Origin of the sequence: Aeromonas sp. MR19 (assembly GCF_963899305.1) — a bacterium.
Taxonomy (GTDB): Bacteria; Pseudomonadota; Gammaproteobacteria; order Enterobacterales; family Aeromonadaceae; genus Aeromonas; species Aeromonas bestiarum.
In genome coordinates this window covers 254467-272101 of the sequence record NZ_CAWQWZ010000043.1, presented here as the reverse complement: position 1 = coordinate 272101, position 17635 = coordinate 254467, and the positions used below count along the sequence as shown (strand labels likewise).

Sequence of the window (17635 nt, the reverse complement as noted above, 5' to 3'; positions counted from 1 at the left end):
TGCGGGGGCCAGATTTGAACTGACGACCTTCGGGTTATGAGCCCGACGAGCTACCGAGCTGCTCCACCCCGCGTCCGAATTGTACTGCCTTCATCACCACACACTACCGAGCAGAAGTAGCGTGCTGTCTTTACGTTCACCGCTTGGCATCAGCCTCGCCATGAACACAAATAGTTGGTTGCGGGGGCCAGATTTGAACTGACGACCTTCGGGTTATGAGCCCGACGAGCTACCGAGCTGCTCCACCCCGCGTCCGTATTTTTTCCGAAGTGGCCGAGCAGTAGCCAGTTCGAATTCTCTTTATCTTCAATGCCTTAATTGGCGTTGTCGACTAGGAAACTCAGATGGTTGCGGGGGCCGGATTTGAACCGACGACCTTCGGGTTATGAGCCCGACGAGCTACCGAGCTGCTCCACCCCGCGTCTGAGGTCGCCAATAATAGGCGCCAGCGCTCAGATTGCAAGTAAATATCCTAAAAAAACTTCATTCGTAGGTTAAAGCGGCACAAATTGAAGGAATTTGCAACAGGGCGCTGTTTTTTCAGACAAGCAGGTTTGGGGCCAGCTTGGCGCACTACACTGAATTGGATTGTCACTCCTCGTTTTGGGTAGGTTTATCATGCGCATATCCGCCGGTCATTGCCGTCAATTGGGGGCCACACCCGAGCACGACGGCGTCAACTTTGCCATCTGGGCCCGCCTGGCCAGTCGGGTCGAACTGCTGCTGTTCGCCAGTGCCGACGATACCACCCCTGAGGTGATCCCTTTGTCACCCCGTCTCAACCGCACCGCTTACTACTGGCACATCCATATAGAAGGCCTGCCACTGGGTCAGCGCTACGCCTATCGCATTCAGGGCCCCTGGCGCCCCTACTACGGCACCCGCTTCGATGCGGACAAGGTGCTGCTGGATCCCTATGGTCGCAGCATTGAGCTGGGGCCGACTTACGACCGCTGGGCCGCGGCCCGCCCCGGCAGCAACCTGGCTGTATGTGCCAAGAACCGGGTGGTGGATACCCGCGACTACGACTGGGAAGGGGACAAACTGCCCGCCCACTCACTCTCCCGCTCGGTGATCTACGAGCTGCATCTGGGGGGATTTACCAAGTCGCCAAGCTCAGGGGTGGATCCCGCCCTGCGCGGCACCTATCTTGGCCTCATCGACAAGATCCCCTATCTGCAATCCCTCGGCGTCACCGCCGTCGAGCTGCTGCCGGTGTTCCAGTTCGATCCCCAGGATGCCCCCAAGAGGCTCTCCAACTACTGGGGTTACAGCCCCATGTCGTTTTTTGCCCCCCACGCCCAATATGCCAGCGGCCCCGATCCGCTCACCGAGTTTCGCGACATGGTCAAGGCGCTGCACAGGGCCAATATCGAGGTGATCCTGGACGTGGTTTACAACCACACCGCCGAGGGGGGCGATGATGGCCCCACCTTCTCGTTTCGCGGCATAGACAACGAGGCCTACTACATACTCGACAGCAACCAGAAGGACACCAACTACTCGGGCTGCGGCAACACCTTCAACGGCGCCCATCCGGTGGTGCTGCGCATGATCATGGACAGCCTCCACTTCTGGCGCCAGGAGATGCACGTGGACGGCTTTCGATTCGATCTGGCCGCCATCTTGTCGCGGGACGAGTCCGGCATGCCCCAGGCCAATGCACCGACCCTGCGCACCATAGACACGGATCCCCGCATCGCCGACATCAAGCTCATCGCCGAGGCCTGGGATGCCGGGGGCCTCTATCAGGTGGGCAGCCTGGCCGGCGCGCGCTGGCGTGAATGGAACGGCCAGTTCAGGGACGATGTGCGCCACTTCCTGCGCGGGGATGACAACGCAGTCGCCACCTTCGTGGAGCGACTGTGCGGCAGCCCGGACATCTACCACTATCACCACGCCGATCCGGAGAAGAGCATCAACTTCGTCACCTGCCACGACGGCTTCACCCTGTGGGACTGGGCCAGCCATGATCACAAGCACAACGAGGCCAACGGTGAAGAGAACCGGGACGGCTGCGATCACAACTTCAGCTGGAACCATGGCCAGGAGGGGCCGACCGAGGATCCCCAGATCAATGCCCTGCGGGTGCGTCAGGCCAAGAACATGATGGTGGCGACCCTGCTGTCGGTGGGATCTCCCATGCTGCTGATGGGGGACGAGGTGCTGCGCACCCAGCACGGCAACAACAACGGCTACTGCCAGGACAACGAGACCTGCTGGATGAACTGGCAGCCCAGCGTCATGGGGCAGGAGATGTTCCGCTTCATGAAGGAGCTGATCCAGTATCGCAAGCACCTGTTCCAGCGACCCGAGCAGGAGAGCATGCCGCTGTCGCTGACCGAGATCCTGCGTCACAGCGAGATCTGCTGGCACGGGGTCAATGCCGCCCAGCCGGACTTCAGCCCCCACTCCCACGCCATCGCCATGTCGGCGCTCTCCAGCGAAACCAAACTGGCGCTCTATGTGCTGTTCAACGCCTACTGGGAGCCGCTCACCTTCAACCTGCCAAGCCCGCCCAAGGGGGTCGGCGGCTACTGGCGCCGGATCCTGGATACCGCCCTGCCCTCACCCCATGACATCTGTACCTTCGGCATGCCGCTGGAGGGGCTGACCCGGGAATACCTGGCCCAGCCACGCAGCAGCTGCCTCTTTATCTGCGGGGCCGACGACTTCTACTAGGCCCGGGTTGCGGCCAGCAAAAAGCCCACCCCGGGCAACCGGGGTGGGCTTTTTCATGACGCAAGTCGATCAGGCCAGCTGGTGCAGCACGCTGGTCGCCGCTATCTGGGCGATGATGAGGCCGCACAGGGCGGTGGAGACCACCACGGGCGCCGTCTCCCGCTGTTGATAGATGGGGCTGAACCAGAGCAGCAGGGCCGCAATCAGCAAGCTGGCCTGGGTCAGCACGCCGGGGATCAGGGCATCCAGCTCAGCGCCACTGCCCTGCCAGCCCACCAGCACCGCCAGCCAGAGCAGGCTCAGGATGGCAGCCACCAGCCCGGCCACCGGCAGCAACAGATTGAAGGCCTGCAGGCGGTGACGCGCCCGCAGCAGCATCAGGTGCGCGAAGGCCGCCCCCAGCAAGGTCATCTGCAGCAGGCCGCTCAGCCAGCCCTGGATTTGCAGCAAGCCGACGCCATAGACCAGCAGCGGCATGGCAGGCAACCAGAGCAGGGTGGACGGGATGGCCCGCTTGCCCTCCAGCCGGGACTGGGCCAGCGACAGCACTATCCCCAGGATCAGGGCGGCCCCCCCGCTCCAGATCAACCAGCTCGCCACCCTGGCCTCCACCGCCAGCATCAGGGAGAGGCCGGTGATCACCCAGATGGAGAAGAGCTGGGCCGTGATCCGCGAGCGCTGGCCCGGGCAGATGTCACCGCGCCACAGCACTATGCCGAGGGCGATGAGCGCCCCCAGCGCCATCAATCCGGTCAGGGGAAAGAGCCAAAAAGGGAGTTGGACGAACATGACGCCTCCAGCAGCAAGGATTCGGGATGCGCCTATGGGGCGCCAAGAAGGGGCCGAGTATACCCAAACCGACTCCCAACCCCAATCCCTGCCACCGGCGAGGGAGTGGGTGGCCGGCGCCCCGTCAGCCTGCCGGGACAACAGGGGCGATTCCCCTGGCCTGCATTCTCCTGCGTCAGGGTGCAGACGGGCGGATCAGCCCTGACCGCGCGCCAGCGCCACCACCTTGGCAAACATCTGGCGGATCACAGGCGGAATGTGCTCACCGCCGAGGCGCTCCGCCTCCTCCACCACCGCCAGCGCCATGCCCGGCTTGCTGCGGTGATGAATCGCCTTGTTGATGATGCGCCCGGCATTGAGGGTCGAGCGGCCACCGACGCCGGCCTCGCGCCTGAACACCGCCTCGAAGCCATTGTGATAGAGGTAGTGCTCTATGTCCGCCGCCGGCAGCTGGGTCAACCGATCCCGCTCCCGCTCCCCCTTGAGCAACGCCCGGGCCGAGGTGGCGTATTTGATCCCCGCCTCGTCGCCATCGGTGAGCAGATGCCACTCTATGCCAAAGTCGCGCGCCACCTTGATGAGGGGCGACTGGCCGCACTGGGCGAACTCTATGATACGCACCCCTTCCGCCCGCAGGCTGTAACCGCAGATCTGGGCCAGCTCGGAGAGCAGCCAGATCTCTGTCTCCCCCTCCACCAGCAACCAGCAGCGGGCAAACATCGACATGGGGCGGTTGATGCGCACGTGAAAGGCAATCTTGCGCAAGTCATCGCTGCTGTAACGCTCGCCACCGAGCTGATGGCAGACGATGTCCTGCTGGCGACGCACCAGACGGCGCACCTGATTCAGGGGCAGGGAGGAGAGCAAGTCTCCCGAGTTGGTGGTGAGCAATTTCTGGCCAGGCAATTGTTCGAGCAGGCCCCAGGCCAGAGCCAGCATGGTGGGGTGCAGACGACTCTCGGGATCTTCCAGGATCATGATGGGGCGCGCGCCCTGCTCCAGCTCGCGGTTGCCACGGGCGTTGAGCAGGGTGGCTGCCATGCCCGCCATCGCCAGCTGCAGCGCCCGGTTGTCGGCATTGCGCAGCAGTGCCTGCAGATTGCCGGGGTTGCGCAGCGTCATGGGGCGATTGACTATGTCCCGCTGGCTGCGGGGCTTGTTCTTGATGGGGGCAAGGGCATTGAAGTAGTGATCCATCAGCTGGCGCACCGCCTGCAATGCCTCTTTGAGCTCGGGCTCGCCGATGCGCTGGGGCTCGTCGATCAGCTTGTTGGCCAGCTGGCTCAGCCGGTTCTGCGACAGATCGCTCCACTTAAGCACCTCCACCCCGCTGCGGGCGGTGCGGGCATCCCGCAGCCGGAATACCGGGTTCATGGTGATCAGCAGGCAGACCAGTTCATGGGCATTGTCGATGGGCAGGCTCTTGCCGATGCCGTCGAGAAAGTCATGGGTGGTGGTCACGGAGCCGTCGGCCTCCAGCTCGGCGCTGGCGCGATAGTGGATGCGGTGGAATTTGTCTTTGTGCTTGACCCAGGAGGCGCCCAGCCGGGCCAGACGATGGGAGTGCAGGCACATCTGGGGTCTGTGCTCACTGAAGGTGAGCACCAGTTGCAGATTGCGGGCGGGTGCGAGTTCGGGGTCTTCCGGCTGGTGAAAATCGTCGGCCTCGAACTGATAGGGTTCGGCATCCTGCCCCAACAGGCACCAGAGGGCGCGCAGCAGACTGGACTTGCCCCAGGCGTTCTCACCGATGAGAACCGTGGTGTTATCCAGCCCGAGCGAGAGGCGATTTATCCCGCGAAAACCTTTGACTTCAATGCGTTCCAGAAACATGCGGCCATATCCAGTCCATCCTGATGGCGCAATAGTGGCAAAGTTGCCGGAAAAATCCTATCGGGTCGTGTCGATTTTCAGCGGGAACTGTGAGGCACTACGGGTTCGGGAGGGGTGGGAATACAGGTGCGATCTTGGGGGGCATTCCAGTGGCTGAACCACAGGTGGCGGGTACGGGTCTGACGTTTGCGATAATTCAATGGGCATTCCTTTCAATGGGTAAGTGGTAGATGGTACACCTGTTTTACCCAGAGTCTCAGCGTTATCTGTGACGATAGGATGACAATTGCGCGCGCCACTGGCCCGGCGTGAGGCCAAATGCCTCGCGAAAACGGTTGCCAAAGTGGGCCTGGGAAGAGAATCCGCACAAGATGGCGATGCTGGCCAGGGGCTCGGGGCCCGCCAGCAGCTGCTTGGCCCGTTTGAGGCGCAGCCCCTGCAGGTAGCGATGGGGCGGACACCCCAGACTCTGGCCGAACATGCGGGCGAAGTGGTATTCGCTCAGACCCGCCTCCTGCGCCAGCTGGGCCAGGGTGACGGGCTCGGCCAGATGGGCCAGCAGGTACTCCTGCACCCGCCGGATCACCCCGGGTGCCAGGCCGCCACGCACCTCGGGCAGGCTCGGCGCCTCCCGGGTGTGGTGGCGATAGGCGTGCAGCATCAGCATCCAGGCGCCGTGGGAGAGCGCCATGCGATCGACGCCGTGCTGCCACTCCAGCTTCATCAGCTGGGCCTGCACCAGTGCCGCCTGCGGGTCGTCGATGAAGGTCTTGTCTTCCAGCAGCAGATGGCGCCCCTCCTTGTCGCAGGCCTGTTCGGCGATGCGGGTGAGGTGGGCCGGAGTAAAATAGAGGTGGAAGAAGCGGAACTCTTCGCGCACCAGCCATTCAGATCTGTGGTGATCCGGCATGATGCACACCTTGCCGGTGCCGCCATGACCGCCGGGGCCATCGAGGCGCTCGGTCTGCTCGCCCCCCTGCAGATAGACGCTCAGGGTGTGGTGGCCCGGCTTGTGGTAGCGGGTCTGATCGTAGCGGTTGCGCCAGCTGGCCACCCCAAGGCCGGGCTCCAGCCAGCAGGAGTCTTCCAGCCGCGCCCCCGTGCTGACCAGTGCATCGAATACCCCTGCCCCTCTCATCTGCTGCACCCTTTATGCCCCGCCCTTCATGCCTGATGGCCATCTTACCGCGCCGCTGGACCAAACGCTGCGGCCCTGCGGAAAAAACCGCAAGATGGTGCAAGCCAGTCGCTCCGGCCCGCGCCATGCTGATCCTCATGCCCTCTTCACGTCAACGGATCCCTCATGAACCTACTGCTCTACCTTGCCACCGTCCTTATCTGGGGCAGCACCTGGATCGCCATCGCCTGGCAGCTCGGCCCCATTCCCATCGAGGTCTCAGTGCTCTATCGCTTCCTGCTGGCGGCGCTGGCGCTGTTTGCCCTGCTCACCGTCAGCGGCCGTTTCCCGCGTCTGCCCTGGGCGGGCCAGCGCTACGCAGCCCTGCTCGGCGCCCTGCTCTTTTCCACCAACTTCCTCTGCTTCTATCACGCCACCCTCTATATCCCGAGTGGCCTGTCGGCGGTGATCTTCGCCAGTGCCAGCATCTTCAACGGTCTCAATCTCTGGCTGTTCGAGGGCAAACGCCCCAACCTGCGCTGGCTGCAAGGATCCTTGCTGGGACTGCTTGGCACCCTGTTGCTGTTCTGGCCCGTGCTGGCGGATGCGCAACTGGGTGCAAACGGCTGGAAGGGGTTGCTGCTGGCCTGTGGCGGAACCCTTTGCTTCTCGCTCGGCAATCTGGTCTCTGCCCGTGGCCAGCGCCACGGCTATCACGTGCTGCAACTGGTGCCCTGGGGCATGGTGTACGGGGTCGTGCTGTTGCTGGGCTGGGTCACCCTGCTAGGCCAGTCCCTCACCATACCGACCGACGGTCACTATCTGGCGGCCATGGTCTATCTCGCCCTGTTCGGCTCTGTCATCGCCTTCACCGCCTACCTCACACTGGTGGGCCGGATTGGTGCCAGCAAGGCCTCCTACGCCACTGTGCTGTTTCCCCTGGTGGCCCTCAGCCTCTCCACCCTGTATGAGGGATTCGTCTGGCAGACTGTCTCTGTGGTGGGGGTGGTGATCAGCCTGCTCGGCAACCTGGTGATCTTCGCCCCGCCCGTGCGGGATTGGCGCTGGTGGCCAGCCAAGGCAGCGAACGACACTTGCTCCTGAGGCCGTCAGCCCCTAAGGTAGCGCCATTCGATCTGCGTGATGGCAACACTAGGGGGCAGGATGTTACTGGAAGGGCTGGAGACACTCAGTCTGCTGGCAAGCGAAGGCACCATGGCCAAGGTGGCCAGTCGCCTCTACATCAGCCAGTCGGCGGTGAGCAAGCGCATTGCCCAGCTGGAGCAGCGCCTCGGCAAGAAGTTGATCGAGCCGGATGGCCGCCAGATCCGGCTCACCCCGCAGGCGCAGGAGCTGCTCGACCGGGTGGCCCCGAGCCTCGCCGAGATGAAGGGGGTGCTGGCCGACAGCCAGACCCTCACCGATCTGACTCCCCTGCCCGTCGCCTGCTCCGAAACCCTGTTGGCGGGCTACCTCGCCCGCTTCATGCACGACTACCTCGGCCGCGATCCTCATATTGCCCTCTCTACCCATCACACCCCGGTGATCCTGGCGCGGGTGCGCAGTGGCGACGCCCTGCTCGGCATCTGTGCCGGACGCCTGCCTCCCGGCCATGGCCTGGGAGCCGAGCTGCTGCTGGAGGAGCCTTTCTATCTGGTGGGAAACGATCAGGATGAGGGGGTGCCGGCAGATCAGCGGCCGTTCGAGCAGGGGCACAGGCGCAAGATCCTGACCATGGATCTGGATAACCCCTCCAACCGCTACCTGCGTGAACCCCTGGCGCAATTGGGCATGGTGCCCGCCATGGAGCTGGACTCCTATCTGGCATTGATCGAACTGGCCAAGGCGGGCATAGGGCCGGTGCTGCTGCCGGCCGGTCTGCTGGCACTGGTGGGGGAACAGGGAGAGAAGGCGCGTCCCTTGCCCGGGCTCGCCCGCCCGCTGCACCTGGTCTACCGGCCAAACAGCCTCAAGCGCGCACGGATTGCCCATCTGGTGCAGGCCCTGCAGGCCCATTTCCGCCAGCTGACCGTATGAGCGCCACCAAGCAACAGGGCCCGATCCAGCGGATCGGGCCCTGTTGGCTGACTCATGCCACGAAGCGGCCGTTACACCAGCCAGGCAAACAGCTCAGGATATTGGCTCCACACCAGAATGCTGTAACAGACATCAGCAGGTGACATCACCTAGCCGACCCAGGCAAACAGCTCGGGATACTGGCTCCACACCAGCTTGGCGGACATCAGCAGGGAGACGGTCACCAGCAGCGGCTTGATGAGCTTGACCCCTTTCTTCAACACCAGCTTGGAGCCAGCACGAGCGCCGATAAACTGGCCCAGCGCCATGCAGAATCCCACGCTCCACACCACCTTGCCGCCGAGGGCGAAGAACAGCAGGGAGGCGATGTTGGAGGTCAAGTTGAGCAACTTGGTGTGAGCCGTGGCCCGCGCCATGCCAAAGCCCGCCAGGGCCACAAAGCCGATGGCAAAGAACGACCCTGTGCCCGGCCCGAAGAAGCCGTCATAAAAGCCCACCCCGCCGCCCACCAGCAAGGCGAACAGCATGGGGGTGAGGCGGCGCTGGCTCTCGGCATCGCTTACCCGGGGGGAGAAGAAGAAGTAGCAGGCAAACGCCATCAGCAGGAAGGGCAGCAGCCGCTCCAGAATGGCGGCATCTATGGTCTGCACCGCCAGGGTGCCGATGGCCGCCCCGATGAAGGTGCAGATCACCGCTGGCCAGATCATGTCCCACTCCAGCAGCCCCTTGCGGGCATAGAACCAGGTGGCGGAGAAGGAGCCAAAACTGCTCTGCAGCTTGTTGGTGCCGAGCACCAGGGCCGGCGGCATGCCGGTAGCCAGCAGGGCCGGCACCGTCAGGAGGCCGCCGCCGCCGGCGATGGCGTCGATAAAGCCGGCGATGAGCGCCACCCCGAACAGGGCGACAAGCGTGTACAGTTCCAATTCCATCCATAGACCTCGTGTGATTGTGGTGCCCGCCGCACCCGCGCCGGGAACCTGAATGAGTCAAGCTGGTCGCTATCCTAGCGGGCTCTCGCTCATGAGGCTAACGAAACGATGGCAGCCAATTGATTCCTGATTTTCATCAGTTTTGTTGATCTCTCCTCGTCAGTCCCTTACCCCCATTAGGCGGCGCTATCGGCCAACGCCTCAGCGAGTATGTCTTCCTTTATCGCCGCCAGCGCCTGTTGCAGTTGCACTTCATCCTCACCGGGCGCCCGGCTTACGCGACCGGCCATGTAGCGGCAGCTGAACAGATTGAACCAGAGCTGCAACGCCTGGCCTGCCTGCAGCTCGCCAGCCACCTCCAGCACGCAGGCCGCCACCTCGGCGGTGCAGAGGTGCTCGTCGCAGTTGGCGACCCGCATACCGTAGGTGGAGAGCGCATCCGGCTTGACCGCCAGCACGGGGAAGCCATCCAGATAAGGGCTCATGTTGAACATCTTGCGCGCCTCGGGCCAGGTGCCGTCCAGCAGGATGAAGAGCGGCTTCTTGCCGGGGGCGAGCGTGACCCGTTCGGTCACGCGTGCAGGGTTTTTCTCGCAGGCGGGAAAGACCACATAGGGCTGCCAGGCAGGATCGGCCAGCAGTGCCAACAACTCGGGATGGGGCTGGGTGCGCTTCCAGAGGAAGGCCCAGGTGGTATCAGGCAAGACGTCGGCGATCAGGCGGCCCGTGTTGGAAGGCTTCATCGGCTCGCTGTCATACATCAGCAGGCAGAAGCCGGCCTCGGCCTTGAGCTCGGGGCGCCATTCGCAGGCGCACCAGTCGCGGCGCAGTTGGCACGCCTCGCAGCGTGGCACTGTGCCACCACGGGCGAGAAAAGGACGGGTGGAGATGCTCTTGCGCCATACGCGCAGGCGATTGACGGCGTGATCTGGGATTGGCTTCATGGGGCGCGGCTCTGGCGGTGCACGTTGCGGGAAAAAAGGGGGCAGATTGTAACGAGCCGTCCGCCGCGCAGCAAGGCCCCCCATCCGGGGCAAGCCGGGGCACCACGCCTCTCTATACTTGGTCGTCAACCCATGCACCCACGCATGGGACACAGGAGGACGACGATGGCAGAACAAGACATTGCCCGCGAGCACGCCCTGGCCGAAGGCACTACCTTCACCTGGCACGAGCTCTATCTCCCCGACGCCGAGGCCGGGATCCGTTTCTACACTGAGGTGCTCGGCTGGGAGAGCCAGACCATGGCGATGGAAGGCGGCAACTACCCCATGCTGGTTGCCAATGGCAGGCCAATCGCCGGCGTGCAGGCCACCCGGGGCAATCCCGAGATGGCCGGCGTACCGCCCCACTGGGCAACCTATATCGCAGTGGATGACGTGGATGCCAGGGTACTCAGGGTCAATCAGCACGGCGGCACCCTGGTGGTGCCTGCCATGAATATCCCGGGGGTCGGGCGCATGGCCCTGATTGCAGATCCACAAGGGGCGCATATCTGGCTGTTCACCCCTGAATCCATGTGACATCGCCAATCGCAAAAACAACAGAGGGGCCCGCGGGCCCCTCTGTTGTTTTCGGCAAACCGTCAGGCGGGCTTGCGCAGGATCTGCTCGAGGTAGCGGGCAAAGCTGTGGCCGTGATGCTCCAGCAGTTTCGGGAACATGGAGATGGAGGTCATGCCGGGGAAGGTATTGATCTCGTTCAGCAGGATCTCGCCCTCTTCGGTCAGGAAGAAGTCGATGCGCGACAGGTGGGTCAGTTTGAGCTGACGGAACGCCTTGAGGGCATACTCGTGGATCGCATCGGCCTGCGCCTGGGTCAGGCCTTCGGCCTTGAGGCTGGTCGCCGTGTGGCTGGCGCTGCTGTACTTCTCTTCATAGGTGTAGAACTTGTCCTGCGGCACGCAGATCTCGCCAGGATAGGTGGCAATCAGCTCGTCACCGTACTGGTAGACAGCCACTTCCAGCTCGCGGGGCTTGACCGCTTTTTCGATCAACACCTGCTCGGAGTAACCGAAGGCATCCTTGATGCCCTGCACCAGGTCGGCTTCGTTGCTGGCGGAGTAGCAGCCCACGGAGGAGCCCTGGGAGGCGGCCTTGATGAAGACCTTGCCCCACTTGGCCAGGGCGGCTTTTGCCTCGGTCAGGGCGGCGTCGTTCTGTTCGGTCAGGAACAGATAGGGGGTGTTGGGAATGCCGATGGCGGAGAGCCACAGCTTGGTGCTGATCTTGTTGAAGCAGATCTTGCTCGCCTCGGCATCGCAACCGAGATAAGGCAGGCCCGCCAGCTCGAGGAAGGATTGCAGATCGCCGGTCTCACCCGGGTAGCCGTGGATGCAGGGCACCACGTAGTCCACCGGACGGGCCACGCTGTCAAACGAGAGCAGCTTGTCCAGCCCCAGCTTGCACTCGCGGCCGTCGGCAGAGAGCCAGCGATCGGCGAACATCTCGACCCGGGTCACTTCGACGCCGGGCAGGAAACCGAGTTGTTGCTCGAGGAAATTGGCGCTGCGCAGAGAGACTTCGTGTTCTGAGCCACCGCCGCCGCACAGCAGCAAGACATGCATGTTCTTCATTAGATGTGATCCCTTGGGAAAAGCGGCCTCGTCATGACCATCTGATAATCCAACCGTACTGAAAAACCGGACGAAGCCAAGTGCGGGCCAGTGTAGCAAGGGAAATCAAGCCTTGTCAGCCGATGGGAGCCCCATCCGCCGACAACAGCCTGAAAAATTCCTGCCTGTGTCAGAAATTGGACGAAAAGGCGTCAGCGGGGCGGATCCAGCCGTCCCACGCCGTTGCCATTGACCCTAAACCAGCCGGCTATGCTGTAACGCTCCCGATTGGCGGGCAGCACCTCGTGGGGAAACTCCTCCGACAGGAACAATACCAGCCGCCCCCCTTTGGGAGAGACATCCATCAGCAGCTGCTCGTCGTTGTCGTAGACCCTGAGCACACCGCCCGCCTCCGGTTGCCAGTCGTTGTTGAGATAGAAGACAGAGGTGAGACGGCGGTTGGAGCGACCGGCGAAGGCATCGCGGTGGGTGGCATAGAAGTCCCCGCTGCGATAGCGGGCAAAATGCGCCTCGTAATCGAACAGCCCCAGCATCAGCAGGCGGTTGGCGGCGAGGCGCAGGGATTCCATGCGGGCCAGATAGGCTGCCACAGGTGCGCCAAGATCGGGCTCCAGCCAGTGGATCTGATCACGGCGAATGTCAGGGTTGCCCTGATGCAGCGCGGCGCGTCCGATCCCGGCCGGTTGCCACTCCCCTGGCAGGCAGGCTTTCAGCTCATCCACCTCGGCGGCGGTTAAAAAATCATCCACTATCACCCATCCCCGGGTGTAAATGGCATCCATGACGGCTTGATAGTCCAAGAGTGACTCACAATAAGTGGAGAGAGGGCGCTTTTTAGCGACTTCCCGGCCTGGGCACAAACCAGATTGCTTCTCCTGAGAAGTCCCACCATCAATACGCTATTCCGCCACAGAAGGCGCCCTTTATCGTACCGGCCTGGTCACCCTGTGATCCGGCTCCCCAAAAGGTGGGGCATGTCGCACGAGAGCCATGGCACAAACGGGGCACATGCCCCTTGCCCCCGACGCCCTGGCCCGTTAACGTGCATGATAACCGCCCTGAATGGGCCCCATCCTCCCAGGAGTGCTCCATGCCTTTGCCCGACCTCACCCTGCAACATCTCGATGGTTCCGAACTCTCGCTCACCGCCCTGCAAGGCCAGGTCATCCTGGTGGTCAACGTGGCCAGCCGCTGCGGTTTTACCCCCCAATACACGGGGCTGGAGGCGCTCTACCAGCAGCTGGGACCCAAAGGGCTGGTGATCCTCGGCTTTCCCTGCGATCAATTCGGCCATCAGGAGCCGGGGGATGCGGACGAGATAGCCCGCTTCTGCTCGCTGGATTACCCGGTGAGCTTCCCCATCATGGCCAAGTGCGAGGTCAACGGCGAGCACGCCCACCCCTTCTATCGCTGGCTGAAACAGCAAAAACCCGGGCTGCTGGGGCTGGAAAACGTCAAATGGAACTTCACCAAGTTCCTCATCAACCGCGACGGCGAGGTGGTGGATCGTTTCGCCCCCCAGACCAAGCCAGAGAGCCTGCTGGACGAGATAAGCGCCCTGCTCTGAGCCTCGCCAGGGAACCAGCCTCGCACCCCGGCCCGGGCAAGCGACACGGCTGCTGCGTGCAGGTCGCACATCTGCTATATTACGCCCCCATTATCTTTTCTATGTTGTGGCTGGCTGCCAAGGTGGCCCGCCGCACCTTATGTTGTGGCAGAGCAGGCGTCAGCGCATGTCTGTCACGCGTTGAGCCCAAGGCTCACCTCAGGAGTCTCTCTCGAACATGTCATTTAACGAACTGGGTCTGTCACCGCATATTCTGCGGGCCGTCAAGGAATTGGGTTACGAACAGCCAACCCCCATCCAGCAGCAAGCCATTCCGGCCGTGCTGGCAGGTCAGGATGTGCTGGGCGGCGCCCAGACAGGCACAGGCAAAACGGCCGGTTTCACCCTGCCCATGTTGCACCGTCTGCTGGCCAACCATGGCCGTGGCGGCCGTCGTCAGGTACGCGCCCTGGTGCTGACCCCGACCCGTGAACTGGCCGCCCAGGTGGGCGAAAGCATCATCAAATACGCCCATCACCTGCCGTTTCGCACCCTGATCGCCTACGGCGGCGTCAGCATCAAGCCCAACCTGGACGCCATCAAGCTCGGCGTCGACATCCTGGTCGCGACCCCGGGCCGGCTGCTGGATCTGCTGACCCAGCGCGCCCTCACCCTGACCGAGTTGGAAGTGCTGGTGCTGGATGAGGCGGATCGCATGCTGGACATGGGCTTCATCACCGACATTCGCCGCATCATGAAGGCGCTGCCGGAAGAGCGGCAGACCCTGCTGTTCTCTGCCACCTTCTCCAACGAGATCAAGGAGCTGGCCGACGATCTGCTGAAGAGCCCGACCCTGATCGAGGTGAGCCCGAGCAACAGCACGGCCGAGCAGGTCAATCAGCGCATCATCAAGGTCGACCGCGAGCGCAAGCGCGAGCTGCTCTCCCACATGATCGGCCGCAATAACTGGCAACGGGTGCTGGTGTTCGTGCGCACCAAGCAGATCGCCGACCGCCTCGCCCACCAGATGGAAAAAGACGGCCTCAATACCGTCGCCATCCACGGTGACAAGAGCCAGGGTGCCCGCAACCGGGCGCTGGCGGATTTTCGGGAAGGCAAGGTGCGGGTGCTGGTCGCCACCGACATCGCCGCCCGTGGTCTCGATATCGATCAACTGCCCCATGTGATCAACTTCGAGCTGCCCCAGGTGGCCGAGGATTATATCCACCGCATCGGCCGTACCGGCCGTGCCGGTCGTGGCGGCGAAGCCATCTCCCTGGTCAGCCAGGATGAACAGGATCAGCTCAAGGCCATCGAGTCCCTGATCGGCCTCAGCATACCGAGCGAGATCCAGGCAGGCTACGAGCCGAGCGGCAAACCGACTCGCCAGACCCTGCCAGGCAGCAAGCCGGTACAAAACCCGCCGCGGGATCGCGGCCATGCCAACGCCAAGCACAATGCCAAGGCGCCCGCCAAGGGCAAAGGCAAGCCGGGAGCCGGCAAGCCCAAAGCCGATGGCAGCAAGCAACCGGCGCCGGCGCGCCAGAAGGATCGCGGTGGCGTGGACGCAGGGCTCACCCCTATGCGCCGCCTGCCCCGGGCCCAGCGCGACAGCTATCAGGACAACTCCAACGAGGAGTAAGGCCAGCCGTGAGCTGCCCGCACTGAAAAACAAAAAACCGCCTTTCGGCGGTTTTTTTATTGGCGGGATAGATCACACCGTTTCGACACCCGCCAGCACCATATGCAGCAGTGGATAGGGTTTGCCCTGGCCATCCAGCGGCGAGCGCCCCGTCACGACGAAGCCCATGCGCTGGTAGAAGCCAAGCGCCTGCCCATTCTGCTCGTTGACGTCCACCCGGGTCGCTCCTTGGCGGCTGATGGCATGGGCCACCAGCTGGCGGCCAACACCGCAGCCCCTCGCCTCGGGGGCGATAAACAGCATCTCGATATTGCCATCGTGTACCCCGCAAAAGCCGACGATGCCAGCGGCCTCATCCCTGCCACAGACCAGATCGACGGCGGCGAAATAGTGCTCCAGGATCAGCGGCTTGAGGACATCTATCTCAGCTTCTGGCAGAAAGTGGTGAGTGGCGCGCACCGAGGCTTCCCAGAGGGCGATCAGGGTCGGATAATCCTGCGTCTTTGCTTGTTCAATCTTCATGCTCTGACTCTTGTTGGCTGGAGTGGATAGTCTCATCAAAGAGGCTCGGCTGTGCCTTTGGCATCCGCTTGCTTGATGACGAATCCCTTCTCGATGCCGGCCTTGAAACCCAGTTTTTCATACAGGCGGTGGGCCGCCTCGCGCCCTTCCCCCGACAACAGCATCACCTTGTAGCAATCCTGCTGCCAGGCGAGGGCCAGCGCCTGCTCGAGCACTTGCTGGCTCAGCCCCTGGCGCCGAAAGCGGGCCGCCGTGATCACGTGCTCTATGATGCCAAAGGGCCGGCCACCATTGGTGAGCGTGGGGATCACCCCCAGCTGGCAGGTGGCGGCAAGCTGCCCCTCCACCTCGGCGACGATAAGCCGCACATGGGATTGGGCCAGCAAGGCGGCAAGAGCCGCCTCGGCTTCAACCAGCGGCGGATCATGGGGCCTCAGCTCCCGATAAAGGGTCAGCAAACCGGCTATGTCTTGTTCATTGCACGCTCTGATCACCACCATGGCACTCCTCCTGATCTGATTGCCGACACGGCTTCCCCCACGAGCCCTAAGCGGGCCTTGGCGCAAACATGATGATGGCCATGCCGAGCAGGGCCACCAGCGAACCCACCAGATCCCACAGCGTGGGCCTGATGCCATCCACCAACCAGAGCCAGAGGATGGCCACGAAGATATAGACGCCACCATAGGCGGCATAGACGCGACCGGCGGTGGTAGGATGCAGTGACAACAGCCAGGCAAACAGCACCAGACTCAAGCCCGCGGGCAGCAGCAGCCAGATGCTCCGGCCCTGTGTCAGCCAGAGATAGGGCAGATAACAGCCGACGATTTCGGCCACCGCCGTGATCAGAAACAGTCCGATCGTTTTGAGTTCCACCATGATGCGCCTCTATCACCCCCCGTTAAACAGGCTGAATGTTAAAGCAAATCATCGCGTTATGTAAGCGCAGCAGGAGGGAGCCGAGTGGCGGGAGGACCCGGCTTCCCCCGCGGGTGCAGGGGAAGCCGGGGTGGCATCAGCGGGTCTTGACCGCCTGCAGCAGGACAGACAGATCCGGCCCGAACTGGCGGGTGCGAATGGCTTCGCGGATGTCACTGTCGCTATAGCGGCTGGCCGGATAGACCAGCACGCAGGACGTATCACCGGGCTTGAGGAAGTGGGTCTCGCCAAAATGGGTATAACGGGTGGCCCCTATGCTGATGAGCGCATGGGACGGGTAGCCAGCCTGGGCCAGCAGCCCCTGGATATGCTCCGCCGGGCCCTCGTCCTGCTGATGGTTGAACTTGTCGATGGCCCAGTCCAGCAGTTGTCGATGAAAATAGCTGTAATCGACGGCGGCGCTGTCTACCCCGTAAGCATGCAGCTCGCCGTCACGCTCCAGGTAACAGGCGATGCGATAGTCATCGAGCTCACAGCCGGCTGCAAAATGAGACAGTGGCAGCAGAGTGGCCGCCAGCCCCTTGCTCTCTTCCCCCCAGTTCTTCTTCTCGCTGATCTTCTTGGCATTGGGACGACGGATGGAACAGTCGTTGTAGGCCCCAAAGGCGCGGGGATGGATGGCCACCACCTGGGTGCCTGCGTATTCCAGCTCGCACCAGAGTGCCACTTCCGGCTCGATCTGCACCTTCTCGTCACCGCTGACCGCCGCCTCTGGCAGGAAGATCGCCTTCTCGCTCAGGGGGAAGACACCGAGCTGGCCCGGATGACTCGGCACATAGAAGGGGAACAGCGCCTTGGGGGCGTTGGTGTCACGCACCACCACAGCCACGAAATCCGAGGCCTCTCCCGCCTGCTCCAGATGACCGGCGAAGTTGCCCGCCACCCCGAGTCCGATAAATTTGCTCTCTGCTGTCACTTGCATCTGATCACCTGCATCTTGCCAAAGCGGGGGCAGCCGATCCACCAGACGGGATCCGCTACCGCGAAAGTGGCAAGGATTAAACCACAGGGACCCGCCCCCGCC

17 protein-coding genes and 3 tRNA genes are annotated in these 17635 nt (G+C 62.9%); 6 read left to right on the top strand and 14 right to left on the bottom strand.

Going from position 1 to position 17635, the window contains the following annotated elements:
* The 3 genes from AACQ95_RS17115 to AACQ95_RS17105 form a co-directional block, all read right to left on the bottom strand.
* Positions 1-73 (bottom strand) — tRNA-Met (locus tag AACQ95_RS17115).
* Positions 74-175: 102 nt separating this feature from the next.
* Positions 176-252, bottom strand: a tRNA-Met gene (locus tag AACQ95_RS17110).
* A gap of 93 nt (positions 253-345) precedes the next feature.
* Positions 346-422, bottom strand: a tRNA-Met gene (locus tag AACQ95_RS17105).
* 196 nt (positions 423-618) lie between these two features.
* Between AACQ95_RS17105 and glgX the strand changes: the two genes are divergently transcribed.
* On the top strand, positions 619-2682 hold the full coding sequence (gene glgX / locus AACQ95_RS17100; RefSeq protein ID WP_241279151.1) for a glycogen debranching protein GlgX: 2064 nt from the start codon (positions 619-621) through the stop codon (positions 2680-2682).
* A 69-nt stretch (positions 2683-2751) separates the two neighbouring features.
* On the opposite strand, the gene AACQ95_RS17095 is transcribed toward glgX, so the two are convergent.
* The 3 genes from AACQ95_RS17095 to AACQ95_RS17085 form a co-directional block, all read right to left on the bottom strand.
* Positions 2752-3471: a hypothetical protein gene (locus AACQ95_RS17095; RefSeq protein ID WP_241279150.1), complete on the bottom strand. Its 720-nt coding sequence runs from the start codon at positions 3469-3471 to the stop codon at positions 2752-2754.
* A gap of 195 nt (positions 3472-3666) precedes the next feature.
* Positions 3667-5304: an ATP-dependent endonuclease gene (locus tag AACQ95_RS17090; protein WP_043141992.1), complete on the bottom strand. Its 1638-nt coding sequence runs from the start codon at positions 5302-5304 to the stop codon at positions 3667-3669.
* A 262-nt stretch (positions 5305-5566) separates the two neighbouring features.
* On the bottom strand, positions 5567-6442 hold the full coding sequence (locus AACQ95_RS17085) for a helix-turn-helix domain-containing protein (RefSeq protein WP_277604382.1): 876 nt from the start codon (positions 6440-6442) through the stop codon (positions 5567-5569).
* Between the two features lie 165 nt (positions 6443-6607).
* Between AACQ95_RS17085 and AACQ95_RS17080 the strand changes: the two genes are divergently transcribed.
* Both AACQ95_RS17080 and AACQ95_RS17075 read left to right on the top strand, forming a co-directional pair.
* Complete coding sequence (locus tag AACQ95_RS17080) at positions 6608-7525, top strand: DMT family transporter (protein ID WP_241279148.1); 918 nt, start codon at positions 6608-6610, stop codon at positions 7523-7525.
* 60 nt (positions 7526-7585) lie between these two features.
* Complete coding sequence (locus tag AACQ95_RS17075) at positions 7586-8458, top strand: LysR family transcriptional regulator (protein ID WP_241279147.1); 873 nt, start codon at positions 7586-7588, stop codon at positions 8456-8458.
* 149 nt (positions 8459-8607) lie between these two features.
* Here the strand turns inward: AACQ95_RS17075 and AACQ95_RS17070 are convergent, their stop codons facing one another.
* Positions 8608-9387, bottom strand: a complete 780-nt coding sequence (locus AACQ95_RS17070) for a TSUP family transporter (RefSeq protein WP_241279146.1) — start codon at positions 9385-9387, stop codon at positions 8608-8610.
* 176 nt (positions 9388-9563) lie between these two features.
* Positions 9564-10331 (bottom strand): tRNA-uridine aminocarboxypropyltransferase, encoded by a 768-nt coding sequence (locus AACQ95_RS17065; protein ID WP_241279145.1) that lies wholly within the window; start codon positions 10329-10331, stop codon positions 9564-9566.
* Positions 10332-10496: 165 nt separating this feature from the next.
* Between AACQ95_RS17065 and AACQ95_RS17060 the strand changes: the two genes are divergently transcribed.
* Positions 10497-10910 (top strand): VOC family protein, encoded by a 414-nt coding sequence (locus AACQ95_RS17060; RefSeq protein WP_241279144.1) that lies wholly within the window; start codon positions 10497-10499, stop codon positions 10908-10910.
* A gap of 62 nt (positions 10911-10972) precedes the next feature.
* Here AACQ95_RS17060 and AACQ95_RS17055 read toward each other — a convergent pair whose 3' ends face one another.
* Entirely contained in the window at positions 10973-11962 is a 990-nt protein-coding gene (locus tag AACQ95_RS17055; RefSeq protein ID WP_043142008.1) for a D-alanine--D-alanine ligase, read from the bottom strand.
* 191 nt (positions 11963-12153) lie between these two features.
* Positions 12154-12762 carry a 2OG-Fe(II) oxygenase gene (locus tag AACQ95_RS17050; protein ID WP_043142009.1) on the bottom strand — a complete coding sequence of 203 codons (609 nt, stop codon included), beginning with the start codon at positions 12760-12762 and terminating at the stop codon, positions 12154-12156.
* A 290-nt stretch (positions 12763-13052) separates the two neighbouring features.
* On the opposite strand from AACQ95_RS17050, the gene AACQ95_RS17045 reads away from it, so the two are divergent.
* Both AACQ95_RS17045 and AACQ95_RS17040 read left to right on the top strand, forming a co-directional pair.
* The gene (locus AACQ95_RS17045) at positions 13053-13529 is read left to right on the top strand and encodes a glutathione peroxidase (RefSeq protein WP_043142011.1); all 477 of its coding nucleotides are present in this window, start codon (positions 13053-13055) and stop codon (positions 13527-13529) included.
* Positions 13530-13746: 217 nt separating this feature from the next.
* A complete protein-coding gene (locus tag AACQ95_RS17040) occupies positions 13747-15150 on the top strand; it encodes a DEAD/DEAH box helicase (RefSeq protein WP_043142014.1) in 1404 nt (467 codons plus the stop codon).
* A gap of 72 nt (positions 15151-15222) precedes the next feature.
* Here the strand turns inward: AACQ95_RS17040 and AACQ95_RS17035 are convergent, their stop codons facing one another.
* The 4 genes from AACQ95_RS17035 to AACQ95_RS17020 all read right to left on the bottom strand — a co-directional run bounded on the left by AACQ95_RS17035 (position 15223) and on the right by AACQ95_RS17020 (position 17533).
* The gene (locus AACQ95_RS17035; protein WP_098983969.1) at positions 15223-15672 is read right to left on the bottom strand and encodes an acetyltransferase; all 450 of its coding nucleotides are present in this window, start codon (positions 15670-15672) and stop codon (positions 15223-15225) included.
* 35 nt (positions 15673-15707) lie between these two features.
* On the bottom strand, positions 15708-16172 hold the full coding sequence (locus AACQ95_RS17030; protein WP_172955339.1) for a GNAT family N-acetyltransferase: 465 nt from the start codon (positions 16170-16172) through the stop codon (positions 15708-15710).
* A gap of 46 nt (positions 16173-16218) precedes the next feature.
* Positions 16219-16551, bottom strand: a complete 333-nt coding sequence (locus tag AACQ95_RS17025) for a YnfA family protein (RefSeq protein WP_098983968.1) — start codon at positions 16549-16551, stop codon at positions 16219-16221.
* 136 nt (positions 16552-16687) lie between these two features.
* Positions 16688-17533, bottom strand: a complete 846-nt coding sequence (locus tag AACQ95_RS17020) for a DUF5718 family protein (protein ID WP_098983967.1) — start codon at positions 17531-17533, stop codon at positions 16688-16690.
* Between the last annotated feature and the right edge of the window lie 102 nt (positions 17534-17635).